Below are 25785 nucleotides of genomic sequence, written 5' to 3'. Positions count from 1 at the left end.
AAGGCATGACACACGAAGCCCGCCAATTCGGCACCACTGACACCAGCGTCGTCCCCATCGCTCTTGGCGCGATGATCTTCGGCACCTCCACCCCAGAACCGGAGGCCCGCCGCATCCTTGACCACTACGTCGGCGAGGTCGCCCCCCGCTACGCGGGCGCCAAAGCCATGATCGACACCGCCGACTGCTACTGCTGGTGGGAGGCTCCCGGCGAGACCGGCGGCCACAGCGAGTCGCTACTCGGCCGCTGGTTCACCGACACCGGCGCGCGCGAGCAGGTCTTCCTCGCGACCAAGGCCACGGGCATGCTCACGGACTTCGAGGGCGTCTGGACGGCCGACGGCCGCGCGGACTGGTCCGTCGCCTCCAAGAAGTTCGTTGGCGCGGCACCTGAGGTGCTGAAGGCCGCGATCGGGGGCTCGCTGGAGCGCCTCCAGACGGATCGCATCGACCTCTACTACAACCACGTTGACGATCGCCGCACCCCCCTGCCCGATGCTGTTGGCACCTTCGCGTCCTTCGTCGCCGATGGGCGGATTGGGCACTACGGCTGGTCCAACGTGACCACGTGGCGACTGGCGCAGATCGCGGCAGTGGCCGAGGCGAATGGCTGGCCACAACCCACTGCGCTGCAGCAACAGCACTCCTACCTGGCACGACGTGCCGGCCTGCGGCACAACTCCATCGTGAGCGAGGAGCAGTTGGACTACCTGGAGCAGACGCCGAGCCTGCAACTGGTCGCCTATTCGCCCATCCTCAAGGGCCTGTACTCGGACCCCGCGAAGCGCTCCCGAGACTTCTGGGCCATCGACCCGTACTACGGGCCCGATGCCGACGCGAAGCTGGCCGCGGTAGACCGGGTGGCCGCAGCGTCGGGCGCTACGGGAAACCAAGTGGTGCTCGCGTGGATGCTCGCCCAGGACTCACCGCGGGTGCTGCCGCTCATTGGTCCGCGCACGTTCGCGCAGTACCTCGAGTGCATCGAGGCGCTGGACGTGGAGTTCACGCCGGAGCAGCTCGAGGACCTCAACAAGGCAGGTGCATAGCCCCGCCACCCGCGCCAACCGGTGCACTCTCCGCCAGCCCCGCCTGGCTGCAAGCTCTCCAACAACGCTTCGGCGTGTCGCCCGGCGTGTCGCGGGACTGGACGCTCTCCAACGGGCGCGTCGCGCGTGTCGTTGTTGGAGAGCTTGCAGGCTGGCGCGGCGAAGAGGGTGGGCCTCGACTCTCGCCGCGTCGGCTTGACATACTTAACGGTGTTAATTAACCTGGCCGCATGACGCCCCGCCGCCCCGACTCCGGCACCACCGACGTGCGTGCCGCGATCCTCGGGGCGGCAACGGCGCTCTTCAAGGAGCGCGGCGTCGATGGCCTAAGCATGCGCCAGATCGCGAACGAGATCGGCTACAGCGCCACCACCATCTACCTGCACTTCGAGGACAAGGACGCGCTCATGCTCGCCGTGTGCAGCGCAGGCTTCGAGGAGTTCGGCGCCACGCTCGAGGCCGCGGCGCGCAGTGCCGCTAGCCCCCTCGACGGCATCCGCGCATCCGGCGACGCGTACGTCCGCTTCGCGCTCAACAACCCCATGCTCTACGACGTCATGTTCCTGCGGCCCAAGGAGTGGGCACTCCCCGCCCCCGGCGATCCCGACTCGCTCCACGCCTTCGCGATGCTCGTCGGCGCCGCGATGAGCGCGGGGCAACTGCGGCAGGGCGACCCCCGCGAAGCCGCCGCCCTGCTGTGGTCAGGAATGCACGGGGTTGCCTCGTCCACCTTGGTCTTCCAGGGCCAAATCAACGGCCTTGAGCCCGACGCTGCGGTCGCCAGAGCTCGCGCCGTCACCGATGCCCTGCTCGCCTCACTTACCTAGTCCCGTCCCGTCATGCTGCGCGAAGTCGCAGCATCAATCACTTAACACTGTTAACCAAAAAGAAGGAGAACACCATGACCACCATCGCCATCATCGGCGCCGGCAGCCTCGGATCCGCCCTCGCCCACGAGCTCACAGCCCGCGGCCACGAAGCCCGCGTCATTTCCAGGGGTGACGCGCACGGCCAACTTCCCAGCAGCGTCGGGCATCTGCGTGCGGATGCGCGCGATACCGAGGCCCTCACAAAGGCCATCCAAGGCGCGGACATCGTGATTCAGACCAGCCAGCCCGTCTACACCCGCTGGGCCCAGGAATTCCCCCAGTTGCAGCGCAGCATCCTCGCGGCCACGGAGCGAGCTGGCGCAAGGATCGTGCTCGCGGACAACCTCTACATGTACGGCCGCGGCGACAACGGCGTGATCGCGGACGCCACGCCCGAGCGCCCGTGCTCGGTCAAGGGCGAGGTGCGCAAGGCCATGGCGGACGAGGCCCTCGAGGCCCACACGCAGGGCCGCCTGCAGGTGGCGCTCACGCGACCGTCCAACTATGTGGGCGCGGGCTACGAGCTCAGCCGCCGCCTGCTGCTTGACCCTGCGCGCGCGGGCAAGCCCATGAAGGTGCTCGGGTCGCTTGAGCAGCCCCACTCGTTCACCTACCTTCCAGACGCGGTGCGAGCGATGGCGGACATCGCCCTAGCGGACGACGCCTACGGCCGCGCGTGGATCACTCCCGCGATGCAGCCGGTCACGCAGCAACAGCTGTGCGACGCGCTGTGGGCTGCGGCCGGCAACGACGGCCCGGCGAAGGTGCAGGCGATTCGCGGCGCGGGCCTGCGGGCGCTAGCGCTCGTGAACCCCCTGCTCAAGGCCAGCATCGAGATGATGTACGAGTTCGACGAGCCCTACGAGGTGCGCGCCACCGACTTCGAGGCGCGGTTTGGTTGGTCAGGGACATCCCTGATTTCTGCCGCGAGCGAGTCCATGACGGGTGGCGCCCGGCTAGCCTGACCACGTGAAGCCTGCATTCCGCGGAGCCCTGGCACTCGCGCTCGCCTTCGCTGCGGGCGTCGCCATGAGCTTTGGGCAGACCTACACGCCCCACGCCTTGTCCCCGTTCTTCAACTCGGCAGCACCGGTGGTAGCCGTAGCGGGGTTCGTCGCCTTCACTGCCCGACGCTGGTGGTTGTCGGCACTGATCGGCGCCTTCGCAGGGCCGGCAGTTATGGCCGGGTACTACGTGACAAGTGAGCTTCGCGGGTTTCCGGGAAGCGCGAGCTACATCGCGCTGTGGTCAACAGCGGGCGTGATCGTTGGCGCGGCGATGGGGCTTGGCGTGTGGGCGTTGAGGTTCTCGTCCAGCACGCCGCTCAAGGCCGCCGGGGCCTCGCTGTGGCCCGGGGTTGCCGTGGGTGAGGCCGCGTTCGGGCTCACCGCAAATGCCGAGACCACACCTGGCGGGTACTGGTGGGCGCAGGCCGTGTTGGGCGTGGCAGCCCTCGCCGCGATCGCGTGGTACCACCTGCCCACCTGGGCAGGGCGGTTGATGAGCCTGGGCTTTGCCGCGGTCGTCGCGCTCGCCGTGTTCGCGGCGTACGGAGCGCGCTAAGCGCAGCTATCACGCGTGATTCCGGTGCCACAGCACCTAGAAGGCCGCGACGCGATCTGCTGGAAGTGAGGTCTTCCGAGTGTGCACGGTGCGGGCAGACGGGTAATCTCGGCCGAAACCCTTGCGTGGGCTCGCAAGATGCGCAATGGTGAATCCACCGCGCCGCGCGGTTCATCGGGGGGTCAGAATGAAAGCAGTTCATTTCGCGCTTGCGAGCGCTCTAGCGATCGTCCTCACCAGTGCCGCATCGGCTGCCGCGACACCCGCGAGCGCGCCCGACGTGCCGGAAGTAGAGCCAGGTACCGCGAACTCGCCCAGCACCGTACTCCAGGTGTGTGACGTCTCATTGGAGACAGCGCAGATCCTAGATCACATGACCCAAGTCGGCCTGCGAGGACTCTCGGACAACGAGTTCGAAGTGCTCGCGCGGTCTATTGAGCCGGGCCAGACTGTGTTCGTGCCCATTCGTGACGCAGACACGTCATCCGCCGAGGCGGGCGCACTGGCCGCTCTTTCGCCGAAGGCGAGCGCGCAGTCTGCTCTGAAGCCGAACATCCCTAAGACCGACTGTGAGGCAAAGCCCAGCAACATTCATCTACGAAAGAGTGGCAACTATGGGGTGGTGGGAGTCAAGCCCACGACAGTGTGCGGCACGTGGAAGCAGGCGCTGTCGATAGAAACGGCCTTACGGAAATATCGCATGATTCCCGGCACGGGCAGCAGCCTTGTCGAATATTGGGACAACGGAAACGCCCAGCAGGCGGCGTACCGCCCTACCAACAGAGAAGTGAAGTGTACGAACACCAAAGCGACGACTTGGGTGGCACTTCACACTCACATCGTGTTGCTGTGGAACGATTGTCCTTACGCGCTCGTCACTCGAAGCCCGGACGCACGCCTCAACTGCGGAACGTAGTCGCTAGGCGCTACTCGCTCCACTGGGCGCTATCAGATGGTCTGCGCCACAGCACAGAGTCCCCAGTGCTCTGTGGCTCGTTGGAGAGCCAAAAGGTTGTACCAGCATCGAATCCTGCCAAGACCGTCCAAACCTGGTCGCCCACAGGCAGCGCCATCCCGGCCGTCGTCAGGGAGCCACTCAATGGCAGGTACACAGCGTCCCACCGCCGAGATATAGCGTCCCAATCTGGCAAATGCCACACGCCGCGGCCCGGGAATGCCTTACCCCAGGTATCCGCCATGAGCTCGGTCACGTCCAAGGGGAATTCGCGCACTAGCCCAACCCACACCTCGGGCCCCGAAATCTCGAGGATCTTGCCTGGCAGGTTCGCGATGTGCGTCACCCGCGCGAGCTCGTGTCCCCTGTCGTCTTCTACGCCGAACAACTGCACCGGCACGCCGCCTAGCCACACATCTGACGTTTGCGGAAGCCCCACGGGCGCCGACCACCAGGCTCCACTTAAGGGCACCCGGCTGACACGACTTCCAACGCGTCCCCTACGCGCGGCCGCGAATGAATCGACCGACTCAATGAGCTGACGTCGCCATTCGTGCGCCGTGAGAGTCTGCTCGCCTAGGCTCACCTCTTGCGGACGCGAGAGGGTGACCTGCACCTGCTCGCCGGTGACGGCGAAGGCCGCTTCCAGCAATTGAGTCTGTTCCACGCGCCTCGCGTATGCGCTGATCGCGTCGGCGAGACCTGGCGAGTCAGAAAGCTCGTCTCGATCGTCCCGCGGGCCCCAGTAGATAGCGGTTTGGAACGACTCGTAGAGGGCCTCGCGCAGTTGGCGCACGTGCGTAGGCGCGGGAGCTGCGGCCAGTGTGCTCGAGAGGTCGGCGCCTCCCTCACACATCCTGGAGGCGAGTTCGAGGAGAAAGCGTCGTCCCACAATGCCCGCTGTGAGTGTTCCCGCGTCCACCACATGCCCCCAACGGTCTTCTAGCGCGCGTCGCGCGAATCCATCGCTACCACCTTAGGGCTTCACCTAGTCGAGGGTTCGCACGAACTCCAGGCAGCGTCGGACCCACGCGGAGAGTTCATCGTCGTCTTCGCACGCCTCCTGCGAGACGCGCACCCAGCCGGTCATCGGCCGCTCGCCATTGACCATCTGCTCCACGGCAGGTCCAAGCAAGCCGGAGACCGCCTCTCGGCCCACGCGCGCGATCAGGCCCCCACCGCTGAGGGCACATACCGTGAGGTGCCCGTCCACCATGAAGCCGACGCCGCCGAACATCTTCTTGAGCTCGAGCGCGGGCTCCGCGGCGAGGAGCGCGTGGAGGCGCTCTACGAGTTCAGGATCTGCTGCCATCAGTCCTCCTTGACCCACACGGACACGTGCTTCTGGGACTCCGAGGTGAACGGTGTCCCCTCGAAATCCTCCCAGCGATTCTCAAGCGTCATGCCTGCTATGCGCGCCATCAGGTCCAGCTCGGACGGCCACACATAGCGCTGCGGAGTGACGTTCTCCGTGCCCGTTCCGTCGGCGCGCACCGAGATGTGGTGCGACAGCAACGACTGGCTCACAGTGTCGTACTCGTCCACGCCCGCATAGCCCGGCAGCAGGTTGAACGCGACGTAGCGCTCGCCCTGGGGGAGGCGCCGCAGCGCCGGCACCTCAATCTCGATCAGGAACCTCCCGCCCGGCACCAGGTGCCGCGCCGCGTTCTCAAACACCGCAACCTGACCGTCCTGCGTGAGGACGTTGCCGATGGTGTTGTAGACGAGGTAAACGAGCGAGAACTCCCCCTCGACGCGCTCGTACGTCATGTCGCCAATCGCGACCGGCAGGTCCGCGCCCCCCAGCTTGGCTCGCATCGCGGCCACCATGGGGCGCGACATCTCGATCCCGTGCACCTCCACGCCGCGTGCGGCGAGAGGCAGCGCCACGCGCCCGGTGCCAATCGCGAACTCAAGCACGCGCCCGCCGCCAGCGAGCCGCTCGAGGAGGTCCACCGTCGGCCCCAACACCTGGGGCGCGAACATGTACGCGGCGCCTTCGTCATACTCCGCGGCAATCGCCTCGTCGAAGTGCCCGTCGTCGTAATCGGTCATGACTCCACCTTACGAAAGCTGCTCATCGCGCACCGCCCCGTTCTCGAGCGACCACCGCCGCGTCGGCGAAATCGCGTCGACGAACGCCTGGTCGTGACTCACCACCAGCAGCGCGCCGCCGTACCCCTCGAGCGCCTGTACCAGTTGCGATTGGCTCTCGAAGTCGAGGTTGTTGGTTGGCTCATCGAGGATCAGCAGTTGCGGCTCCGGCCGCGCAAGCAGCACGCTCGCGAGTGCCGCTCTGAATCGCTCCCCCCCGCTCAAGGTCCCGGCGAGCGCCTCGGCCGCAGCACCCCTGAACTGGAACTTTCCTAGCTGGTCGCGGATCTCTTGAGGCGTTGCCCCTGGCGCGCGCCGGCGCACGTTCTCCAGCACCGATGCCGCGTCGTCCAGCACATCGAGCCGCTGCGGCAGGTACCCAACGGGAACGTGCACCGCGAACTCCCCCGATACCGGCGCAACAGCACCCAGCAGCGTCTCGATGAGCGTGGTCTTGCCACTCCCATTCCGCCCGGTCACGTGGATCCGCTCGGGCCCCTGGATAAGGGCGGTGAGCGGGGTTTCAGTTCTCGTCACCAGTCCACGTATCTCCGTTACTGCCCGACGCTGTGGCACCGTTGTGCCTGGTAGGTCCAGTTTGATGCTCCGATCCCGTGGGATGGCTGCTCGGGCGGTCGCGAGCGCCTCGCGCGCGCGTTCGAGCCGGGCCTCGTGCACCTTGGACACCCGTGCCTCGGTCTTGGCGGCCTGGTCCTGCTTGGCCTTGACGCCGCCGCGGGTGACCTCGGCGTTGGCCTTGGCCTTCGCCGCCCGTTGGCGCCGCTTGCCGTCGCCCTCGACGCGGGCGCGAAGGTCGCGGTGCTGACGGGAGACGTCGGCACTCGCGGTCACGACCGCCTGCTCGGCGGCCGCACGCTCCGCCGCGAGGGAGGCCTCGAACTCGTGGAGCGCGCCGCCGAACCAACGCAATTCCGTGGTGCGGTCATCGCGCTCTCTCAGCTCGCCGATGCGATCCACTGCAGCGAGCAGCGCGCGGTCGTGGGTGACGACAGCGGTTGCCCCGGAGCGCGTGGCGAGTGCGGCCGCGAGCAGGTCGCGAGCGTGAGCATCGAGGTTGTTCGTGGGCTCGTCGAGGAGCAACACCTCGGGCTCGGCGATCAGCGCGGCGCCGATTGCGAGCAGGGTCGCCTCGCCGCCGCTCACCTCCCCAACGGCGCGATCGAGCGTCAATGTACCGAGACCCAACGAGCGCAGCACGGTGAGCGCCCGATCCTCCACAAGCCAGTCGTCGGCGAGGATCTCGTAGTGGGCGGCGTCACTAGAGCCCGCCTCGATTGCTCGCAGCGCGGCAAGGCGTTCGGCAACGCCGAGCACCGAGGCAACGGTGTCACCGACCGCGAGCGTCACCGACTGGGGGACGTACGCGAGGCGAGCAGGGCGCTCGACGTGCCCCGCCGTCGGGCGGAGCAAGCCAACGGCAAGGCGCAACAAAGACGACTTGCCGATGCCATTGCGCCCAACGATCCCGGACAGGCCTGGGGAAAGGGCGAAGGTGAGGTCGTTGAAGAGGGGGCGGCCGTCGGGCCACGAAAAGGAAACGTGAGAAAGGGAAAGGGCGTGCATGAGTGCTCCGAGGGGTCTGGACGGGATGGACCGTTGCCAGACGCGAGGTCTGGCGACCTAGAGCTCTGTCATGACGTATTCGCCGTCGTTCGCGGCGCCTCCGGGTTCAAGGGTAGCGGAAACGTCAACGGCGGCCGCGTGTCTCTCGACAGGGCGGCCGCCGTCTGGGTGCTGGCAGGAGCTACGTGTGCGTTCGGTACTTGCGCACCGCGAGCGGCGCGAAGATGAGGATCACCGTTGCCGCCCCGGCCAGCGCGTACCAGCCGTCCACACCGAACGTGCCCTCGTTGCACAGATCGCGGGCCGCATTGATGATGTGGGTCACCGGGTTGATGTGCACGAACGCCTGCAGCCAACCGGGCATGGTCTCGGTGGGCACAAAGGCGTTCGAGAGGAACGTCAGCGGGAACAGGATCAGGAACGAGATGCCCTGCACTCCGCGGGACGACTTCATGGAGACGCCAATGAGCGCGAAGATCCACGACAGCGCCCATGCGCACGCCATGACCAGCAGTGTGGTGGCGGCGACTCCAACGAGTCCGCCGCCGGGGCGGTAGCCCATGATGTACGCCATGACGAACGTGATCGTTGCCGCGATCAGGTACCTCACCAAATCTCCCACGAGCGCTCCCGCGAGCGGGGCGATGCGCGCCATCGGCAGGGACTTGAAGCGATCGAAGATGCCCTTGTCCATGTCGTCACGCAGTGTGGTGCCCGCGGCCGCGGCGCCCGTGAGCACCGTCTGGACCAGGATGCCGGGGATGAACAGCGGGAGGTAGCTCTTCACGTCGCCGGCGATCGCGCCGCCGAAGATGTAGGTGAACATCACCGTGAAGATGATGGGCTGCAGCGTGACGTCAATGAGCTGCTCGGGCGTGCGGCGCATCTTGACGAGCGAGCGCTTGGCCATGATCAGGGTGTCACGCCAGGTCTGCGCGAGCGGAACGTGCTTGGGAAGGGTCCGGTCAAAGCCGGAGGTGACGACGGCGGTCATGCGCGGGCCTCCTCGAGGTCGGTGTCTGACGTGGGCTCGGCGACATGGCCCGTGATGGTGAGGAAGACCTCGTCGAGGCTCGGTTTTTGCAGAGACATCTCGGTGACCTCGATGCCGGCGTCGCGCAAGGCGACGAGAACGTCGGTGACCACGGCTGTGTCGGTGAGCGGCGCGTTGACGCGGCGGCTCTCTGGCGAGAGCGTGGGAGCCGTGCCGGTCACCCTGGCCACGAGCGCGGAAGCCGCCTCAGCGTCGGCCCTCTCGCCGAGGGTGAGCTGCAGCGCTGCCTTGCCTACCAGGGCCTTTAGGTCATCTGAGGTGCCTTCGGCGACCACGCGGCCCGTGTCGATAACCGCGATGCGGTCCGCGAGTTGGTCCGCCTCGTCGAGGTACTGCGTGGTGAGCAGCACGGTGGAACCGGCCTTGATGAGCTCGCGAATTGTGTCCCACATCTGGGCGCGCGTGCGCGGGTCCAGGCCCGTGGTGGGCTCGTCGAGGAAGATGAGCGGCGGCCGTGCGATGAGGCTCGCGGCCAGGTCCAGGCGGCGGCGCATGCCGCCGGAGAAGTTCTGCAGCGGCTTGTTTGCGGCATCGGTGAGGCCAAAGGACGCGAGCAGCTCGTCGCTCTTCGCCTTGACCGCCTTGCCCTTGAGGCCTTGCAGGCGACAGAAGATGTCGAGGTTCTCCATGGCCGTGAGGGTCTCGTCCACGGACGCGTACTGGCCGGTGACGCCGATCAGCTGGCGCACGCGGTGGGCGTCCTTGACGACGTCGTGGCCAAAGATCGTGGCCTTGCCGCCGTCGAGGCCCAGCAGGGTGGCGAGCATGCGGATGGTGGTGGTCTTGCCGGCGCCGTTGGGGCCGAGCACGCCGTAGACGATGCCGGGCGCCACCTGTAGATCCACGTGGTCCACCGCGCGCTGCTCGCCGAAGTCTTTGACGAGGCCGTGCGCCTCGATAGCCCATTCAGTCGACATGGGCGCTCCTTTCGATACGGCCCGACGGCGTGGTCGCCATGGGCACGAACATGATCGTAAGCGAACATGTTCGTTAAGTGCAAGTTATTTTCGAACGCGTTCGATTTTGTGCTCACTTTCGCGTAGGGTTGGGGCATGGCGGACGGTAGAGACAGCTGGCGAAACGGGCCAGAGGCGGCCCAGTTGCGCCGCGAGTTCCGCGAGCAGGCCCGGGCCCTTCGCGAGGAACTGCGCGAAGAATGGGTCAAGGAGATGGCCAAGCAGCAAGCGCAGATGCAGGCTCAACGCGAGGAGCGCGAGCGCGAGTTTGGGGGCGGCGCGCGGCGCGGCCCCGGACGCCCGCGCGGCAACCTGTCGCGAGACGCGATCGTGGACGTGGCGATGCGCATCATGCAGCGTCGCGGGCTGGACAAGGTCACGATGCGCGCGGTGGCCCATGAGCTCAACACCGGCCCGGCGTCTCTCTACGCACACGTGGGGTCGATGGCGGAACTCCATGGCCACATGCTTGACCGCATCGTCGGCGACATCGATCTCACGGTCTCGGAAGGGACGTGGCGCGAACGCATCGCCTTGTTGCTTCGCGATCTGTCCGAGGAACTCCTCAAGTACCCAGACCTCGCGCGGTCCGCGCTTGAGGTCAGGCCGATTGGCGACAACACCCTGCGCTTCGCCGATCACCTGATGGGACTGCTCGCCGAGGGCGGCATCGACGCTAAGCGCCGCGCGCACGGCCTCGACATGCTCATGCTGTGGACCATGGCCGGTGCGGCGGAGCACGCGGCCGACGCGGCCGGCAACTCCGCTCCCGACGCCACCATCAAGGCCTTCCGCGAGGCGGTTGGCGACGCAGAGCGTTACCCGCACCTTGCTGCGGTTCAGGACGAGCTGTTCTTGGGAAGTGAGACCTCGCGGTTCGCGTGGGGTGTGGATGCGCTGCTTACGGGCATTGCCACGTCCAACGAGCCGGGGACCGTCTAGGCGAGGCTGGCCCGCCGCCCACACCCATGTAAAGAATTCTTGACACGACCTCCCAACCCGCACTAGCGTCGGGCATGTCAACAATTCTTGACATTGGAGAGGCCATGACTTTCACCGAGCGCTACACCGCCGCTGGCACTGCCATCGGCGTGATCACGTTCATCGCGTACTGGGCGGTGGTGATCTTCCGGGCGGTCACTGACGACCTCCCGCTGGTCGATGTCGCCTGGCAAGGGCCGATGCTGTGGTCCCTGATCATTGGCGGCGGGCTGTACGCGCTCGTGTTCTTCGCGCTGTGGCTGCGCGTGCGGCGCGAGGCGCACACGGACATGCGCGATCAGGAAATCGAGCGCTATGCGCAGACAGCTGGTGCGGGCATCACGGGCCTCGCCGTGTTGGCCACGCTCATCATGCTCGCGCTCGACGCGCCCACCTTCTGGGCCGCGAACGTGCTGTTCGTTGGCTCGTTCCTCGGCTCGCTAGCGAGCGGCGGCGTGACACTCGCCGCCTACCGGGAAGGGATGCCGGCATGAGCCGCGAACATGTGACGCCGCCCACCGTGCAGGATGACGACCACGTCCCCATGACCGGCGACGAGAAGCTCGCATGGGCGTATGGGATCGCCGTGGTGATCACGTCTGGCGCGTACTTTACGTACCTGGGTGTGCAGCTAGCGCAGCGGCCTGCGAGCGAGATCGCGTGGGTGGTCCCCATGCTCATCACGATTGGCACATCGATCGTTGGCGTCATCGTTGGCACCATCGCGGCCGCGATCGGCGGCGCGGTGTGGCAGGCGTTCCGCGGGCGATTCCAAGAGCCGGACTTCACGAGCGACGAGCGAGATCGCGACATCAAGCGGCTCGGTGATCGCCGCAGCTACGCCGCGATGTCCGTGGCCGTGGTGGGGGCGCTTGCCCTCGCGATGCTCGACGCGGACACCTTCTGGATTGGCAACTTCCTGTTCCTCGCGTGCAGCGTTGGCGCCCTCGTCGAGGTGGTCACGAAGATCCGCGCGTATCGCCGAGGCTGGTAATGGCCGGTCCCAAGCCCACGCGGGTCTCCAACCGCATCCGTGATCTGCGCACGGAGCGCGACCTCACGCAAGCGGAGTTGGCGATGAGGCTCGGCGTTACCCGCCAGACGATCATCGCCATCGAGCAGGGGCGCTACTCGCCGTCTCTGGAGATGGCGTTCCAGATCGCCCACGAGCTCCAACTGCCACTTGACCAGGTATTTCAGTACAAGGGGGACGATGCGAACTGACTTGACGCGCGCCTAGCGCGCGCCCTCCGCACCACACGACACCACACCCAAGGCCCGTGCCGTCGGCACCGGACCTCTACCAACTACACCCTCAATCCACTCACCCAAAAAGGAGTCTCCATGGACACCGTCCGCACCGCTCGCGCCACCGGCGCGTGGTACCTCGCCCTTGCCGTCGTCGGCATGCTTGGCTTCCTCATCGTCCGCCCCAAGGTCGTCGTCGACGATCCCGATCTGGACCTCGCGCGCATCGGGCTCGCGCTCGAGCTTGGCATCGTCATCACCCAGGCCGTCGCGGCCCTGTGGTTCTACCGTCTCTTCGCGCCCATCAACCGCTCCGCCGCCGTTGGGGTGCTGTCGTACGGCCTCGTCAACGCGGCCGCGATTCTCGCGAGCGCGTCGTTCCTTTGGGCGGCCATCACGCTCGATGACCCCCAGTTCACGCCGCTGCTGCACGAGCTGTCCTCCTCCGCGTGGGCCGCCGGCGCGATCTTCTTTGGCCTGTGGCTCATCCCCATGGGCTGGGCGGTGGTGAAGTCCGCGCGCATGCCCGTAGCGCTCGGGTGGGTGCTGGTGGTGGGCGGGTTTGGCTACGTCGCCTCCGCGTTCAGCACCATCTTCCTGCCCGACGCTGTGCTCACCGAGGCGCTTTCCTTCCCTGCCTCGATTGGCGAGTTTTGGATGATCGCGTACCTGCTGATCTGGGGAATCCGGCCGGATTCCGTAGCCAGCGGCAAGGCGGCGACCTCGTGAGGGCGGTGATTCACTCGCACTACGGCGAGGCCGATCGACTCACGGTTGGTGAGGGGGCCGTGCCAACTCCCGGCAAGGGCCAGGTGGCTCTTTCCGTGCGCGCTGCCTCGATCAACGCTGCGGATGTGTTCTACATGCGAGGCGTGCCACGCATGGTGCGCCCGGGGCTAGGGCTTGTGCGTCCTCGGCGATCGGCGCTGGGCATGGACGTGGCGGGGGTGGTGTGCGGCGTTGGCCCCGGCGTGAGCCGGTGGGCCGTTGGCGATGCGGTATTCGGCACCGGCATTGCGACCCTCGCCGAGGTGGCGCTCGCCGCCGAGGACCAGCTCGCGGCGCTTCCGGATTCGGTGAGCTTTGAGCATGCGTCGACTCTTGGGGTAGCGGCGGTGACGGCTCTGCGAGGTCTCGCCAAAGCGAAGGTGCGCGAAGGCCAACGGGTGCTTGTCGCGGGAGCCGCTGGCGGCGTCGGGCAGTTCGCAGTGCAACTCGCAAAGGTTCACGGCGCGCACGTGACTGCGGTGTGCTCTGGCCGCAATGTGGAACGGGTGCGCCAACTGGGCGCTGACCGGGTCATCGACTACGAGACGGAAGACCCGTTGGTTGCTGGTCCCTACGACATCGTCTTCGACAATGCGGGCGGGGTGCGGATCAAGGACTGGCGGCGGGTTGTGCCCAAGGGTGGCGTGATTCTGCCCAACGCCGGCACGCAGGGGCCGGACGGCGGCGCGCTCATGCGCGTCGCCAAGGCGCAATGGCACCGCATCGTGGCGCCCCAACGGGTGTTGACCTTCTACGCCTCCGTCACCCCAGCGGCGCTCGAGGAACTTGGCGACCACGCGGCTGCCGGCCGCATCGCGCCGCTCATCGACACGATGTTCACGCTCGAGCACGCGCCGGAGGCGCTCGCGCGAGTGGGTACCCATCACGCGCGCGGGAAGGTCATCGTGACGATGGGTTAGAGGACTTGCCCCGGTGCGCTCGTCCCAGGGCACCTCAGTGCGTCCTCCCCCGGGCACCCCGGTGCGCCCTGGCGGCACCCAGCGCGTCGCATGCGCGCCATGCGACGCGCTCAAGGCCGCAGGGACGCACTGGACCGCGGCTCGGAGCAGGGTCCACACCTGCCGAGCCCCGCCGCGCGTCACCACCCACACCCCGTGCACCTACCTCCGAACCCAGCCCCAGCGTCGGGCCTGTCACTGTGCCGACCCCCCAACCTCACCGCGCCGAACCCAGCGCCGTCGTGCCGAACCCCAACCCCACCGCGCCGGTGCGCCCTGGCGGCACCCAGCGCGTCGCATGCGCGCCATGCGACGCGCTCAAGGCCGCAGGGACGCATTGGGCCGCAGCTTGGAGCGGGGTCCACACCTGCCGAGCCCCGCCGCCCGCACCGCGGGCCCGCTAACCACCCCACCTCCTGACCGAGTGGTCACCTGGTCCGCGCGAACGGGGAGAGAATGGAAGGGATGCAGACATTCGCCTCCCTTAAGTTCTTCAACTTCCGCCTGTGGCTCGCTGGCGGGCTGGTGTCGAACATAGGGACGTGGATGCAGCGCGTAGCCCAAGACTGGCTGGTACTCACGGTCCTCACCCACGAGTCCGGCACCGCGGTGGGCATCGTCACCGGCCTGCAGTTCTTGCCATTCCTGCTGTTCAGCCCCTACGCGGGCGTGATCGTTGACCGGTTCGACTCTCGCAAACTCCTCATCGTCACCCAAGCCATCGCGGGCGCGCTCGGTGTGGCGCTCGGCACGCTCGTGCTCACCGACGCGGTGCAGCTGTGGCACGTGTACGCGTTCGCGTTCCTGCTCGGCGTGGTCTCCGCCTTCGATAACCCCGCCCGCCAAACCTTCGTCACGCAACTGGTCGAGGCGCCCAACCTGCCCAATGCGGTGGGCCTCAACTCGGCGAGCTTCAACGCGGCACGGCTCATCGGCCCTGGTATCGCGGGTGTGCTGATCGCGGCCGTAGGCACCGGCTGGGTGTTCATGATCAACGGGCTCACGTTCGTGGCGACGATCGTTGCGCTCATGGTGATGCGCATCCGCGAGCTCATCCCGCACGAGCGCGTTGCCCGCCACAAGGGCCAGGTGCGCGAGGGCGTGCGCTACGTCAGAAGACGCGCGGACATCATCGTGATCATGGTCATCGTGGCCGTGGTGAGCGCCCTGGGCCTCAACTTCCAGATGACGAGCGCGCTCATGGCGCGCGTCGAGTTCGACAAGGGCGCCGGCGAGTACGGCATCCTCGGCTCGATCATGGCCATCGGCTCCTTGGTTGGCGCCCTGCTCGCCGCGCGAAGGGGCCGGCCACGGCTCCGGTACATCGTGGGCGCGGCCGGCATGTTTGGCGTGAGCACTGGCCTCATGGCCCTCGCTCCCACCTACGGCGCGTACGCACTCCTGACGATCCCCGCAGGATTCTTCGGCATCACGCTGCTCACCACGTGCAACGCGTGGGTGCAGACCACCACCGCACCCACCATGCGCGGCCGCGTCATGAGCCTGTACATGATGGTGCTGATGGGCGCCACTCCCCTGGGCTCGCCGCTCGTGGGCTGGATCGGCGAGGTGCTAGGCCCGCGCTGGGCCATCGGCGTGGGCGCGATCGCCGCCGTCATCGTTGCGCTCGCCGCCGCGTGGTGGTCAAAGCGCTACTGGAACCTTGAGCTCTCGTACGCGATGCACCGGCCGTTCCTGCGGGTGGCGTACGGCCGCACCACCTCGGAGGCGTTCGCCGCTCAGCGAGAAGAGGCCAAGCTCAAGATCAGCGAGCAGCAGGCAGAGAACGCCCGCGGCCAGGGCTAGCTGCCCGACGCTGTGGCTGGGTTGGGCGCGCCCCTCGCCCGGGCGGCCAAACGGTTGCGCGAACCAGAGGGACCGATCGCGAAAGCGTCCCTCTGGAAGGTGAATATTCACCTTCCAGAGGGACGGATCGACATGCTATCCCTGTGGTTTCAGGGTTGCGCGGTCGCGCGGTCGCTACAGGCGACCTACGCGCTGGGGTCGATCCGGTGCTCGTCCACGTGCTGGTCAACAACATGCGTGGTCTTGCGGTTCTGCCCGTTGACCACCAGCGAGATGATGACCGCGAGCACACCGGCGGCCAAGCAGATGTAGCCGACCATCGTCAGGTCGATTGCATCCCACGAGTCCTTGACGGCAAACGCCAGGATCGCACCAACAACAATGAGGAAAAATCCGCCTCCGAGAATCATGAGGGTTCCCTTTCAGCCATTCCCACCGGCACTCGGCACCCTTGCGGCAAGCGCGGGCGTGCCCCCCGGGTGGGGCAACGGCCGGTCGCTAAGGCAACCACAGCGTCGGGCCGCGGTATTCCGAGTGAAGGGGATAACACCCGAATACCAGGCCCGACGCTGTGGTCGGGTACCGCTGGTGCCGCTACTTGGCGTTCGGCACGTAGGGGTAGGCGATGTCGCAGACCTCGGCGTCCATCGGCTCGTTGATGACGTCCGCGAAGTAAACCTCGCGGGACGGGAGCGCCTCGATGGGAGAGCCGTTCTGAACCACCCACATCGCCACCGCGTCATACGCGGCGAGAATGTTGGGGAACTCGATCCCCTCGCGGGTGAGGGTGGTGAAGGCCTCCTCGTGCTCGGGCTCACGCTTGAGGGTGATGCGGCCCTCGGGCTCTGCGGGACCGTCGATCACGATGCAGACCTCGACGAGCGCGGAGGCGTCCGCCGTCACGGGGCCATGGAAGATCGCGTACGTGGGGTCCTCGCGAGTGGTCTGCAGCGATCGCAGGCCGGGGTTGCGCTCTGCCCACGAGAACAGCTCGTGGAAAGCGCTCATGATGAACTCCTCGAGCTGGGGCTGGAACAGCTCCTTGGAGATGACGGCGAGCTTGCGCTCGGGAACGGTGCGGGTCTGGATGTCCATGGGCGGCTGCCCCTCTCTGCGCAATCGCGCTTTGATATAGAGGCCCAAGCCGCGACGGTTCACGTGACGCTCTTCTTCGGTGATCCACCAGTTCTGGAAGGTGGGAAGGGCTGCGTCGCCGTCGAGGATCTGGGCGATGAGAGCCAGCGGCACATCGACGCGCCGCAAGTCTCCGATGAGGATGGCCCGGTTGCGCTGGTTCCGCCGGTAGTAGCGGTAGCTCGACGCCGGGTCCACGTGGGCGGGGGAGAGCAGTCCGTTGTCGTCGTACAGGCGCAGGGCCTTGATCGACAGGCGGGTCAGGGCGGCGAACTCGCCGATGCTGAGAAGCTCTTCCTCGTTCACAACAGCCACATTGCAGTCTCCCGCAAGGGGAGGGTCAACGGGGAATACTTAAGTATTCACTTGACTATTGCCCGACGCTGTGGGCACCATGGTTTCCATGCTCACTCAGCTTGACCGCACCTTCCAAGCCCTCGCCGATCCTGGACGACGGGCGATGCTTACCCGCCTCAGTGCAGGGCCGGCGACGGTGAGCGAACTCGCAGAGCCGCTCCACATGACCCTCAGCGCGGTGCTGCAGCACGTGAACTATCTCGAGGACACCGGGCTGGTGACCACGCGCAAGGAGGGGCGCACGCGAGTTGTGGAGCCGTCTGTCGATGGTCTCAGAGACGTGCGCGAGTGGATCGCCGCGCACGAGGCCGCGTGGCACTCCCGCTTTGATCGCTTGGGCGCCGCGCTTGACGCTCTCAACCCAACCCCGGAGGAAGAACAATGACCATCGCCCACCACAGCTTCACGATTGCGCGCACCTACCCCCACTCGCCGCAAGCGGTCTTCGAGATGTTCTCTGACCCCAAGAAGAAGGCGATGTGGTTCGGCAACCACGACAACTTCACCACCGGTAGCAACGAGTGGGACTTCCGCGTTGGCGGCCGCGAGCGCGCGTGGTCCGATCACGGCAACGGGATCACCACCACGTTCGACGCAACCTACGCGGACATCGTGCCCGGCCAGCGCATCGTCTACACCTACGTGATGACGCTCAACGACGAGCCGCTCTCCGGTTCCGCCACGTCCATCACCTTTGAGCCCGTCGAGGGCGGCACCCTCATGACCTTCACCGAGCACGGAATTCACCTCGATGGTGCGGAAGGTGGCGAGAAGCGAGAAGAGGGCACCGGGTGGCTCGTGGAGAACATAGGGAAGGCACTCGACGAACTCGCCGCTTCCAGCTAGTCCCCGCGTTCACCTCCGGCCCTATGTGTGCGTCAGAACCACTTTCCGGGTTCTGAAGGCTCCTGTGTGCGCGTCAGCACCACTCTCGCGGGGTAACGGATCTCGGCCGGCCGACGCTCGGGCTGGGTTCTGTAAGCGCGTCACCTCGCGCTCACGCACACCTGGGAGCGGAGGGAGGCTCAGAAGTGGTGCTGAGACACACATAAGGCGCTAGTCGCCGCGCTCGGCCTCGCCGCAGTCGTCGAAGAGTTGCTGGAGCGCGGAACGCGTGACCTCGTCCGGCTGGATCTCGACGTATGAGGGATCGCGATCGCTCACTGAAAGGCGCACCGGAAACACAAACGTCTTCTTGCTCTCCGCAAACACATGCGGATCGCACCGGCCCACGGAGATCACGGCGGGCACCGCCAGCGAGGCCTCGCCGCCAGCAAGAATCCGGTCAGCATCCTGATCCAACGTCACGATGTAGACGATGTTCCCCGTCATCGACGTGAGCGACACCGGCGCGGCCTCCTCAGAGCCACCCCGCGTCAACACGATCGTCGTGTCCAGCGACGCCGCATCCTGCCTGGTAACGGGCCCAAACGACGGCGTCGCCACGTCAAGCACGGCCGCCTGCGCGCATTCCTCGGCGTTGATCGCGCGCAGCACCGAGTCGTCGAACTCAAGATCCTCAGTCACAGCACGCCCATCCACAACAAGACGCAGCACCACCACGGACTCCCCCTGCGGCGCCGGGCACACGGCAGTACCGAGCGGCACCCGCACGCGGTTCTTCCACTCGGGGAACAGCCGCACCTCGCCGTCGCGCGCGGGCGAGTCAACGAACAGCGGCGACTCCAGGCGCGCGCTCGTCACGAGCGCGTCGGCCTCGCGCGACGTGACCACTTGCGCCTCCACAAGCCGCGCGGCCTGAAGCGTGCGCGGAAACGTCACCACAGCGTCGGGCACCGTGAGGCGGCCCGACGCTACGGTGGGCTCCGCGCTCTCCGTCACCTGGGCGGCGGTGCAGCCCGCGAGCGCGAGCACGCACCCCAGGGCAAGGAGTGCGCGGCTACTCGTCGATGACGCCTTCATCTACCGGGCCGGACTCGAGCGACAACGCACACACCACCGTGCGATCCGCCGTGTCCCACTCGTTGATCGTGGGCAGGTAGTACTCGACGTAGTACTCGGAGGCGAGGTCAACGTCCACATTGACGATCGCGGCATCCGAGGTGCACAGGCCCTGCACATCCGAGGCGAAATCCGCATCGCCAGGAGTGGCCGTGCCGTCGTACGTGGTGATGAAGTAGACCTCGGCGTTGGTGGCGGTGGTGCACTCGCCGAACACGGGGTCCACGTCCTCGAGGGTGCCGGTGGACTCGATGGTGCTCACGTAGCAGTCGCCCACCTCAACACTGGCGGCCGAGATCTCGTCGGACTCGTTCACCACCCACACAACGAAGGCGATCGTGGCCACGATGCTCACGATCAGCCAGAACACGCCGAGCGCGATGCCCCACACGTTCATGCTGCGGTTGGTGGCCTTGCCCTTCTTGACCGCGCTCAGGCCGATGATGCCGAACACGATCGCGATGATGGAGCCGCCGATGATGCCGAAGATGAGGGAGACCACGCCAAGCCAGTTGCGGGAGTCGTCGATCTCTCCCTGCAGCGGCATGGGGTCGTAGGCGGAGCCAACCGGGTGCTGGTAGTCGGCGAGCAAGTTGGGAGACGGCTGGGCGGGCATCGGCTGGTCGGTAACCGGCTGGGGCGTTAGGTCTGAGGCCATCGATGCGGGAACCTCTGGCACCGGCTGGATGGTGGTGTCGCTCGTGATGGGCTCGACGGGCTCGTTGGGCGTGTTGTCTGACATCGCTTCCCCCTAGGAAGGTGAGTTACCTAAACCCTAGCCATCGGCCCCGTCGCGCGTCACGCGCCACCGCTCTCGAGTGCGCCACAATGGCCCCATGACCCAGATTCTCGAACTCGCGAATGACCATTGGCAGGTTGGGCTGTTGCCCACCACGGGCGGCTCGGTCGCGTATGGCCGCGTCAACGTTGGCGGAGCGTGGCACGACGTCTTGCGCCCCACCCCCCTGGAGTCGCTCACGAGCGTCCCCGACACCGCCTCGTACCCCCTAGTGCCGTGGTCCAACCGCATCGCGGGCGGCAAACTACGGTGGGCGGGCAAGACGTACCAGTTGCGCGTCAACCACAGCGACGGCACCGCCATCCACGGCACGGCGAGCGAGTACCCCTGGACCATCGTGGAGGCAGACGCCACTCACGCGGTGCTCGAGTTCGCCTCCCGCGAGGTCTACGGCGTGAACTTCCCGTGGACGTTCACGGCCCGCTTCACCTACCGGCTCGACGGCGATCGTTTCACCTGGACGTACGGCATCGTGAACAGCGACCACGAGACGTTCCCCGCGGGCTTTGGGCACCACCCGTACTTTGAGCGCTCGGTGGCCGGCAGCCGCACCGCGCACCTCCAGCTCAACACGGACCAGGCCTATGACGCGGAGGGCTGCATCCCCTTCGGTGAGGCCGGCGCCATACGGCCCGACGCTGACTTCCGGGCCTCTCGCGAGATCGGCGGGGCCTTCGTTGACGATTGCTACACGGCGCGCACCTCGCCCACCCTCGCCACCATCACGTGGCCCGGCGTGCTTGACCTCGACATCGAGGCCGACGACCTGCTGAGCCACGCCGTTGTCTACATCCCCGAAGGCAAGTCGTTCTTCGCGGTGGAGCCGGTGAGCAACGCGAACGACGCGTTCAACCTGGCAGAGCGCGGAATCCATTCCGCCAACCTGCTGCTGGTGCAGCCGGGCCAGACGGTCACCGCGAGCTTCTCGCTCATCGCCAAGCCGCTGGCCTAGACCATGCGCAGGCGCATCGCGGAGGCGCTCGCGCAGCTGCTCGCCATCGCGATCACGGTGTGGCTGTCGCCCGGCGTGCGCGCCGATCACTGGTGGTCCTATGTCACCGCGACGGCCCTAGTGCTCGCTGTCTCGTGGGCGCTGCGCCCCTTGCTCGCCGCATTTGCCCGACGCTTTGGCTGGGCGGGCGCGGCCGTCACCGCGCTCTTCGCCGAGGCGGTCATCCTTGGGCTGGCGCTGGCGTTCACGCCGGGCATGCACGTGGAGACACTGTGGCAACTGATCCTCGCGTCGTGGATCTACGGAGCGGTGGCGGCCGCGCTGTTCTGGGTGGTGGGCGCGAGTAGCGACGACTACCTCATCGACCACGCTGTGCGGCTGGCACGGCGGCGACCGGCGCCGGAGGTGGATGACGCCGAGGGCGTGCTGATTCTGCAACTCGACGGCGTCCCCGCTCCGGTGCTCGAGTACGAGCTCCGCGCAGGCAACCTCCCAACGATCGCCCGCTGGCTTCGCGACGGCACCCACTCGTGGACAGAGTGGACCGCGCGAGTCCCCTCCACCACCCCCGTAAGCCAGGCGGGAATCCTGCACGGCACCACGGAGAACCTCCCCGCCTTCCGCTGGTACGACCGCGAACTGGGCCGCATGCTCGTGGCCAACAAGCCCGCCGACGCCGCCGTGATCGAGGAGCGGCTGAGCAACGGCCGCGGCCTCCTGGCCGACGACGGAATCTCGATCTCCAACCTCTTCGACGGCGACGCGCCCCATGCCCAACTCACCATGAGCTCGCTGGAGAACAAGGGGAGAGCCTTGGGGCCGTCGGGCAGCTATGCCGCCTTCCTTACGCACCCAACCGGGCTCGCGCGCGCGGTGACGCTCACGCTTGGCGAGATGATCAAGGAACTGTTCCAGGCGCGGCGGCAGCGGCGGCAAGGCGTGGAGCCGCGCATCCACCGCGGCGGACCGTATGTGGCGCTGCGCGGCGTGACGAATGTGCTGCTGCGCGACCTCAACATCGCGCTCGTTGCGGACGCGATGCTGAGCGGGCGCAAGGTCATCTACGCGGACTTTGTGGACTACGACGAGATCGCGCACCATGCCGGAGTCACCCGGCCGGAGTCGCTCGCCTCGCTCTACGGGCTTGACCGCGTGGTGGGTTCGCTTGAGGCGCTCGCGGCGCGGGCGGAGCTGCCGCGGCGGTACCGCATCGTGCTCGTGAGCGACCACGGGCAGTCGCAAGGCGCCACGTTCCTGCAGCGCTACGGGGTGTCCTTGGCGGACTTCGTGTCGTCCCACGTGGGAGGCGGCGCCGTGGCCGTTGACGAGCAGGAGGGCGAGGCGCGCGGTCGCGTGCGCTCGCTCATCGAGGGGCTTGGTGAGTCCCTTCCCGCGCGCGTCGTTGCCCGCGCGGTGCCGCCCACGGTGCCCGACGCTGCGGCAGGGAGCGCTGACGCCCCTGGTATTGCGGTGGTTGGCTCGGGCAACCTGGGGGGAATCTGGTTCACGGATTCCTCATCGCGGCTGTCGCTCGCCCAACTTGAGTCGGTACATCCAGGTCTCATCGAGGCGCTCGCCACCCATCCGGGCGTGGCGTTCGTGGTGGTGCAGGGAGCCACCGGCCCGGTGGCCGTGGGAGCGCACGGGGCCGTGCAGCTGGACTCTGGAGCGGTGACCGGAGAGGACCCGCTCGCGGACTTCCCTGCCGCGCGGGCGGACTTTGCGCGGGTGTGCGAGTTCGCGTCCGCGCCAGACATCTACGTGAACTCGGTGTTCGATCCCGCGCTTGGCGAGGTGGCGGCATTTGAGGAGCTCGTCGGCTGCCACGGCGGCCTCGGCGGCTGGCAGACCCGGCCGCTGCTGGTGCACCCCGCAGACTGGACCGTGGACGCGGACTTGAGCGGAGCGTCGGGCCTGCTGGAGGGTGCCGAGAGCGTGCACCGGCAACTGGTGCGCTGGCTTGAGGCGCTAGGTCACCGCGCGGACGTGGAGAACGCGGACGCGATGGCGCGCTCCGCCGAGGAGCCCTCCGGGACGTGAATGTTCACCGCGGCGGCGCCTGCGGTCAGGGTGAGTTCGGTGACGCCCGCGTAGGCGGGGTGGGGCGCGGTCGCCAGTTGGTCAACCGCGGCGAACGGCACCACAAGCCTTCCCGACGATAGCTCCGGGACGCGCCCGCGGATAAGGAAGTCGCGGCGGGAGAAGATCTCCATCGCCGCGTCGTCGCCGGCGATGACCGCGCCGTGCAGTGTCATGGGTGAGAAGCGATGGAGGAGGCGGGAGGCGGCGCCCGCGATGCCTCCTGCGGACGGGGTGACGGCCTGGCGCTCGTGCCACGCCCATGGCGTGAGGTTGGGGTTGGCGCGAGCGGCGGTCTTGAAGTCCACCATGAGCGCGCCGTCGCGGCCCGGAAGGTGCGCGTCGACCATGCGAGTGTGGCGTTCGCTGTCGTTGGCGGAGCGCGGGAACTGATCGCGCAGCACGTTGACCAGGGCCGTGATCTGCTTGCCCCCAGAGCCGTTGTAGGGGATTGCCACGTGCGAGCCGCGCCGGGTGGTGATGGTGAGGCTGCCGTCGAGCAGGTTCACCGCGTCCTTGATGGCGGCGATGTCTGCGTAGGCGATCTGCGTGGCGTCGAATCCCGAGTGCTGAGCGCGCCTGCTCAGGATCTCGAGGTCGTACTCGTGTGCGATCAGCATGTGGTCGTAGAGGTCCATGCCTGCATGCGCCTCGCGGCGCGGAATGTTGCGCGGGACCTTGAGGACGAGCCGGGTGGTGGCGAGGTTGATCGGGTGGCCGCGGTAGAGCCTGGGGATGTCCTCGGGCGATGCGACCTCGTCGACCCAGGGACCAAAGAGGTCGAACTCGCGGGTGTTTGCTGAAGCCGTCACGTCTTCATTGTCTCGCCGCAGGGACGGGACCTTTGCCGGACTTGGTTAGGATGGAACCCACATCGCGGATGTAGTTCAATGGCAGAACTTCAGCTTCCCAAGCTGATAGCGCGGGTTCGATTCCCGTCATCCGCTCCACGCATTACCCCTGGTATCGGCAGGGTTCGGCAATAGCCGGCCCCGCCCGCCAGGGCACTTAACCGGGCCACCGTGGAATAACGTGGAAGTAGGGCCCCGCGATGAGTGCTCGACGTTTTTTGACCCGTTCGGCGTGTCTCGCCGCATTTTGCGCCCCAGGCGGCGCCTCATGACCGCCCGAAAGCGAGGGCCAGCCCGCCGCGATTTCGGTGCGGTGGAGCGGTTGGCGTCCGGTAGGTGGCGTGCCCGGTACACCGGTCCCGATCGGCGGATGCGGTCCGCGCCCGTGACGTTTGCGACCAAGGCCGAGGCCGAGGCGTGGTTGGTGACGGTCCGTGCGGACATGCTGCGCGGCCAATGGGCACCACCCGAAAGAGCCCGTGTGATCTTCGCCGACTACGTCGAGACCTGGCTACGCCACCGCGCCGCCCACTTGCGACCTCGCACCCTCGACCTCTACGTCCGCCTCGCCGAGCGGTGGCTACTGGCCCCGGTCGGGACCGGTCGCCATGCCGTCGAGCTCGGACCCGTTCCCCTGCCCGCAATCTCCGCCGCCCTCGTGCGCGAATGGTTCGCCGCCGTCACCACCGAGGCCCGAGTAAGTGCGGGCTACCGCACCACACCGTCAAACCCGGCACGGCCACGGGTTCGTATGCGCCATGCCCGCATCGCCCCGCCTCGAGCGTGGGCACTCGCCAACGGAATCGACATAGGCACGCGCGGACAGATTCCCCGGCACGTCCTCGACGCGTGGAAGCGGGCGGGAGCGCCCTTTACGCCGAGCGCTACGCCCCGGCAACACGTCGAGGCGCGCCCGTCAACTGAGGCCGGGCAGGTGCGCGCGTGGGCCCTTAGTCAGGGTCTCGATGTGAAGGCCACGGGGCGCTTGTCCCCGGCCATTGTGGCGGCCTGGCGGGCCGCTGGCTCGCCCACCGTCACGACACCCACACCCACGCCCGCCCGGCCTGGCGCGGGAGCGACCGCCGCCGCGCAGGCTTACCGCCTGGTGCACGCGATCTTGGCCGAGGCCGTCAACGATGGGCTCCTGGCCACCAACCCGGCCCGCATCCCCGGCGCCGGTCACGTCGCCCACGCCGAACGCATTCCCCTGAACCCCGCCGAAGTCGCGGCCCTTGCCGCCGCCATGCCCGACCGATACCGCGCCGCGGTCCTGGTCGCCGCGTGGTCCGGCCTTCGCCCCGGCGAGGTATTCGCGCTGCGCCGCGGCGATGTTGACTTCGCCACCGGTCAACTCACCGTCCGCCGCGCCCTGGTCGAGCTGCCCGGCCAACCGGTCACCTTTGGACCACCCAAGTCAGCCGCGGGCCTTCGCACCGTCGCCCTGCCCGCGACCGTCCTCGACGCCCTCCGCGCCCACCTCGCCCGCCACACCGACACCGGACACGACGCCCTGATCTTCACCACCACCACCGGCCAACCCGTGACCGCACAAGCCCGCTCCCACGCCCTCAGAACACCCCGCAAAGCGATCGGCAGACCAGACCTGACCTGGCACCACCTCCGCCACACCGGCGCGACCCTAGCCGCCCAAGCAGGAGCCACCCCCGCAGAACTCCAACGCCGCATCGGCCACTCCACCGCCCGCGCCGCCAACCTCTACCAACACGCATCCCTCACCCGCGACCACCTCATCGCCACCGCACTCAAC

The 25785-nt window shown here is 67.3% G+C and carries 28 protein-coding genes and 1 tRNA gene; 18 read left to right on the top strand and 11 right to left on the bottom strand.

The features are described from left to right. Positions 1-5: 5 nt before the first annotated feature. The 5 genes from QM618_RS09055 to QM618_RS09035 all read left to right on the top strand — a co-directional run bounded on the left by QM618_RS09055 (position 6) and on the right by QM618_RS09035 (position 4394). Entirely contained in the window at positions 6-1046 is a 1041-nt protein-coding gene (locus QM618_RS09055) for an aldo/keto reductase (protein WP_428097385.1), read from the top strand. Between the two features lie 230 nt (positions 1047-1276). Beyond that, entirely contained in the window at positions 1277-1873 is a 597-nt protein-coding gene (locus tag QM618_RS09050) for a TetR/AcrR family transcriptional regulator (RefSeq protein WP_428097382.1), read from the top strand. Positions 1874-1947: 74 nt separating this feature from the next. After that, positions 1948-2880 carry an NAD-dependent epimerase/dehydratase family protein gene (locus QM618_RS09045; RefSeq protein ID WP_428097379.1) on the top strand — a complete coding sequence of 311 codons (933 nt, stop codon included), beginning with the start codon at positions 1948-1950 and terminating at the stop codon, positions 2878-2880. 4 nt (positions 2881-2884) lie between these two features. Beyond that, positions 2885-3478 (top strand): DUF6518 family protein, encoded by a 594-nt coding sequence (locus tag QM618_RS09040; protein WP_428097376.1) that lies wholly within the window; start codon positions 2885-2887, stop codon positions 3476-3478. Between the two features lie 187 nt (positions 3479-3665). Continuing rightward, positions 3666-4394 carry a hypothetical protein gene (locus QM618_RS09035; RefSeq protein ID WP_428097373.1) on the top strand — a complete coding sequence of 243 codons (729 nt, stop codon included), beginning with the start codon at positions 3666-3668 and terminating at the stop codon, positions 4392-4394. A gap of 10 nt (positions 4395-4404) precedes the next feature. On the opposite strand, the gene QM618_RS09030 is transcribed toward QM618_RS09035, so the two are convergent. From QM618_RS09030 to QM618_RS09005, 6 genes are all read right to left on the bottom strand, one after another. After that, positions 4405-5355 carry a hypothetical protein gene (locus QM618_RS09030; RefSeq protein WP_428097370.1) on the bottom strand — a complete coding sequence of 317 codons (951 nt, stop codon included), beginning with the start codon at positions 5353-5355 and terminating at the stop codon, positions 4405-4407. Positions 5356-5421: 66 nt separating this feature from the next. Beyond that, a complete protein-coding gene (locus QM618_RS09025) occupies positions 5422-5745 on the bottom strand; it encodes a TfoX/Sxy family protein (RefSeq protein WP_428097366.1) in 324 nt (107 codons plus the stop codon). Further along, positions 5745-6488 carry a class I SAM-dependent DNA methyltransferase gene (locus QM618_RS09020; RefSeq protein ID WP_428097362.1) on the bottom strand — a complete coding sequence of 248 codons (744 nt, stop codon included), beginning with the start codon at positions 6486-6488 and terminating at the stop codon, positions 5745-5747. Before QM618_RS09020 ends, QM618_RS09025 begins: the two co-directional genes overlap by 1 nt. Positions 6489-6497: 9 nt before the next feature. Beyond that, positions 6498-8111, bottom strand: a complete 1614-nt coding sequence (locus tag QM618_RS09015) for an ABC-F family ATP-binding cassette domain-containing protein (RefSeq protein WP_428097358.1) — start codon at positions 8109-8111, stop codon at positions 6498-6500. A 181-nt stretch (positions 8112-8292) separates the two neighbouring features. Then, positions 8293-9105: an ABC transporter permease gene (locus QM618_RS09010; RefSeq protein WP_428097355.1), complete on the bottom strand. Its 813-nt coding sequence runs from the start codon at positions 9103-9105 to the stop codon at positions 8293-8295. Further along, positions 9102-10082 (bottom strand): ATP-binding cassette domain-containing protein, encoded by a 981-nt coding sequence (locus QM618_RS09005; RefSeq protein ID WP_428097351.1) that lies wholly within the window; start codon positions 10080-10082, stop codon positions 9102-9104. The genes QM618_RS09010 and QM618_RS09005 overlap by 4 nt, the downstream gene beginning before the upstream one ends. A 135-nt stretch (positions 10083-10217) precedes the next feature. Here QM618_RS09005 and QM618_RS09000 point away from each other — a divergent pair, with 135 nt between their 5' ends. The 7 genes from QM618_RS09000 (at position 10218) to QM618_RS08970 (ending at position 15883) form a co-directional block, all read left to right on the top strand. Continuing rightward, a complete protein-coding gene (locus tag QM618_RS09000) occupies positions 10218-11063 on the top strand; it encodes a TetR/AcrR family transcriptional regulator (RefSeq protein ID WP_428097347.1) in 846 nt (281 codons plus the stop codon). A gap of 104 nt (positions 11064-11167) precedes the next feature. Further along, positions 11168-11596 (top strand): hypothetical protein, encoded by a 429-nt coding sequence (locus QM618_RS08995; protein ID WP_428097344.1) that lies wholly within the window; start codon positions 11168-11170, stop codon positions 11594-11596. After that, positions 11593-12096 (top strand): hypothetical protein, encoded by a 504-nt coding sequence (locus QM618_RS08990; protein ID WP_428097341.1) that lies wholly within the window; start codon positions 11593-11595, stop codon positions 12094-12096. Before QM618_RS08995 ends, QM618_RS08990 begins: the two co-directional genes overlap by 4 nt. Beyond that, positions 12096-12326 carry a helix-turn-helix transcriptional regulator gene (locus QM618_RS08985; protein WP_428097339.1) on the top strand — a complete coding sequence of 77 codons (231 nt, stop codon included), beginning with the start codon at positions 12096-12098 and terminating at the stop codon, positions 12324-12326. Before QM618_RS08990 ends, QM618_RS08985 begins: the two co-directional genes overlap by 1 nt. Before the next feature lie 120 nt (positions 12327-12446). Further along, positions 12447-13079, top strand: a complete 633-nt coding sequence (locus QM618_RS08980) for a DUF4386 domain-containing protein (RefSeq protein ID WP_428097336.1) — start codon at positions 12447-12449, stop codon at positions 13077-13079. Continuing rightward, positions 13076-14038, top strand: a complete 963-nt coding sequence (locus tag QM618_RS08975) for an NAD(P)-dependent alcohol dehydrogenase (protein WP_428097333.1) — start codon at positions 13076-13078, stop codon at positions 14036-14038. Before QM618_RS08980 ends, QM618_RS08975 begins: the two co-directional genes overlap by 4 nt. 504 nt (positions 14039-14542) lie before the next feature. After that, complete coding sequence (locus tag QM618_RS08970; RefSeq protein WP_428097330.1) at positions 14543-15883, top strand: MFS transporter; 1341 nt, start codon at positions 14543-14545, stop codon at positions 15881-15883. A gap of 185 nt (positions 15884-16068) precedes the next feature. Here QM618_RS08970 and QM618_RS08965 read toward each other — a convergent pair whose 3' ends face one another. After that, the gene (locus QM618_RS08965; RefSeq protein ID WP_428097327.1) at positions 16069-16293 is read right to left on the bottom strand and encodes a DUF6458 family protein; all 225 of its coding nucleotides are present in this window, start codon (positions 16291-16293) and stop codon (positions 16069-16071) included. 184 nt (positions 16294-16477) lie between these two features. After that, complete coding sequence (locus QM618_RS08960) at positions 16478-17332, bottom strand: MerR family transcriptional regulator (RefSeq protein WP_428097322.1); 855 nt, start codon at positions 17330-17332, stop codon at positions 16478-16480. A gap of 88 nt (positions 17333-17420) precedes the next feature. Here QM618_RS08960 and QM618_RS08955 point away from each other — a divergent pair, with 88 nt between their 5' ends. Together QM618_RS08955 and QM618_RS08950 are read left to right on the top strand one after the other, a co-directional pair. Continuing rightward, a complete protein-coding gene (locus tag QM618_RS08955) occupies positions 17421-17759 on the top strand; it encodes an ArsR/SmtB family transcription factor (RefSeq protein ID WP_428097318.1) in 339 nt (112 codons plus the stop codon). Next, positions 17756-18220: an SRPBCC family protein gene (locus QM618_RS08950; RefSeq protein ID WP_428097315.1), complete on the top strand. Its 465-nt coding sequence runs from the start codon at positions 17756-17758 to the stop codon at positions 18218-18220. The genes QM618_RS08955 and QM618_RS08950 overlap by 4 nt, the downstream gene beginning before the upstream one ends. A 210-nt stretch (positions 18221-18430) precedes the next feature. On the opposite strand, the gene QM618_RS08945 is transcribed toward QM618_RS08950, so the two are convergent. Both QM618_RS08945 and QM618_RS08940 read right to left on the bottom strand, forming a co-directional pair. Then, on the bottom strand, positions 18431-19249 hold the full coding sequence (locus QM618_RS08945) for a hypothetical protein (protein ID WP_428097312.1): 819 nt from the start codon (positions 19247-19249) through the stop codon (positions 18431-18433). Between the two features lie 25 nt (positions 19250-19274). Beyond that, a complete protein-coding gene (locus QM618_RS08940) occupies positions 19275-20078 on the bottom strand; it encodes a DUF4190 domain-containing protein (RefSeq protein WP_428097309.1) in 804 nt (267 codons plus the stop codon). 94 nt (positions 20079-20172) lie between these two features. On the opposite strand from QM618_RS08940, the gene QM618_RS08935 reads away from it, so the two are divergent. Next, positions 20173-21087 carry a hypothetical protein gene (locus QM618_RS08935; RefSeq protein WP_428097305.1) on the top strand — a complete coding sequence of 305 codons (915 nt, stop codon included), beginning with the start codon at positions 20173-20175 and terminating at the stop codon, positions 21085-21087. 3 nt (positions 21088-21090) lie between these two features. Further along, positions 21091-23127: an alkaline phosphatase family protein gene (locus tag QM618_RS08930; RefSeq protein ID WP_428097302.1), complete on the top strand. Its 2037-nt coding sequence runs from the start codon at positions 21091-21093 to the stop codon at positions 23125-23127. Here the strand turns inward: QM618_RS08930 and QM618_RS08925 are convergent. Beyond that, positions 23061-23978, bottom strand: a complete 918-nt coding sequence (locus QM618_RS08925; RefSeq protein ID WP_428097299.1) for a hypothetical protein — start codon at positions 23976-23978, stop codon at positions 23061-23063. The two genes, QM618_RS08930 and QM618_RS08925, sit on opposite strands and share 67 nt — an antisense overlap. 64 nt (positions 23979-24042) lie before the next feature. Between QM618_RS08925 and QM618_RS08920 the strand changes: the two genes are divergently transcribed. Together QM618_RS08920 and QM618_RS08915 are read left to right on the top strand one after the other, a co-directional pair. Then, positions 24043-24116, top strand: a tRNA-Gly gene (locus tag QM618_RS08920). 271 nt (positions 24117-24387) lie between these two features. Next, positions 24388-25785, top strand: a 1398-nt coding sequence (locus QM618_RS08915) for a tyrosine-type recombinase/integrase (RefSeq protein WP_428097296.1), incomplete at its 3' end; no start/stop codon positions are given.

This window comes from Demequina sp. (assembly GCF_049841215.1).
In the GTDB taxonomy this organism is placed as follows: Bacteria; Actinomycetota; Actinomycetes; order Actinomycetales; family Demequinaceae; genus Demequina.
The sequence above is the reverse complement of the archived record's forward strand: the minus strand, read 5'-3'. Positions and strand labels throughout refer to the sequence as shown.

What these genes read in the sequence shown, in the direction of transcription:
- QM618_RS09055 (WP_428097385.1), top strand. Translation starts at nt 6, where the DNA reads ATGACACACGAAGCCCGCCAATTCGGCACCACTGACACCAGCGTCGTC.
- QM618_RS09050 (WP_428097382.1), top strand. Translation starts at nt 1,277, where the DNA reads ATGACGCCCCGCCGCCCCGACTCCGGCACCACCGACGTGCGTGCCGCG.
- QM618_RS09045 (WP_428097379.1), top strand. Translation starts at nt 1,948, where the DNA reads ATGACCACCATCGCCATCATCGGCGCCGGCAGCCTCGGATCCGCCCTC.
- QM618_RS09035 (WP_428097373.1), top strand. Translation starts at nt 3,666, where the DNA reads ATGAAAGCAGTTCATTTCGCGCTTGCGAGCGCTCTAGCGATCGTCCTC.
- QM618_RS09025 (WP_428097366.1), bottom strand. Translation starts at nt 5,745, where the DNA reads ATGGCAGCAGATCCTGAACTCGTAGAGCGCCTCCACGCGCTCCTCGCC.
- QM618_RS09020 (WP_428097362.1), bottom strand. Translation starts at nt 6,488, where the DNA reads ATGACCGATTACGACGACGGGCACTTCGACGAGGCGATTGCCGCGGAG.
- QM618_RS09015 (WP_428097358.1), bottom strand. Translation starts at nt 8,111, where the DNA reads ATGCACGCCCTTTCCCTTTCTCACGTTTCCTTTTCGTGGCCCGACGGC.
- QM618_RS09010 (WP_428097355.1), bottom strand. Translation starts at nt 9,105, where the DNA reads ATGACCGCCGTCGTCACCTCCGGCTTTGACCGGACCCTTCCCAAGCAC.
- QM618_RS09005 (WP_428097351.1), bottom strand. Translation starts at nt 10,082, where the DNA reads ATGTCGACTGAATGGGCTATCGAGGCGCACGGCCTCGTCAAAGACTTC.
- QM618_RS09000 (WP_428097347.1), top strand. Translation starts at nt 10,218, where the DNA reads ATGGCGGACGGTAGAGACAGCTGGCGAAACGGGCCAGAGGCGGCCCAG.
- QM618_RS08995 (WP_428097344.1), top strand. Translation starts at nt 11,168, where the DNA reads ATGACTTTCACCGAGCGCTACACCGCCGCTGGCACTGCCATCGGCGTG.
- QM618_RS08990 (WP_428097341.1), top strand. Translation starts at nt 11,593, where the DNA reads ATGAGCCGCGAACATGTGACGCCGCCCACCGTGCAGGATGACGACCAC.
- QM618_RS08985 (WP_428097339.1), top strand. Translation starts at nt 12,096, where the DNA reads ATGGCCGGTCCCAAGCCCACGCGGGTCTCCAACCGCATCCGTGATCTG.
- QM618_RS08980 (WP_428097336.1), top strand. Translation starts at nt 12,447, where the DNA reads ATGGACACCGTCCGCACCGCTCGCGCCACCGGCGCGTGGTACCTCGCC.
- QM618_RS08970 (WP_428097330.1), top strand. Translation starts at nt 14,543, where the DNA reads ATGCAGACATTCGCCTCCCTTAAGTTCTTCAACTTCCGCCTGTGGCTC.
- QM618_RS08965 (WP_428097327.1), bottom strand. Translation starts at nt 16,293, where the DNA reads ATGATTCTCGGAGGCGGATTTTTCCTCATTGTTGTTGGTGCGATCCTG.
- QM618_RS08955 (WP_428097318.1), top strand. Translation starts at nt 17,421, where the DNA reads ATGCTCACTCAGCTTGACCGCACCTTCCAAGCCCTCGCCGATCCTGGA.
- QM618_RS08950 (WP_428097315.1), top strand. Translation starts at nt 17,756, where the DNA reads ATGACCATCGCCCACCACAGCTTCACGATTGCGCGCACCTACCCCCAC.
- QM618_RS08940 (WP_428097309.1), bottom strand. Translation starts at nt 20,078, where the DNA reads ATGTCAGACAACACGCCCAACGAGCCCGTCGAGCCCATCACGAGCGAC.
- QM618_RS08935 (WP_428097305.1), top strand. Translation starts at nt 20,173, where the DNA reads ATGACCCAGATTCTCGAACTCGCGAATGACCATTGGCAGGTTGGGCTG.
- QM618_RS08930 (WP_428097302.1), top strand. Translation starts at nt 21,091, where the DNA reads ATGCGCAGGCGCATCGCGGAGGCGCTCGCGCAGCTGCTCGCCATCGCG.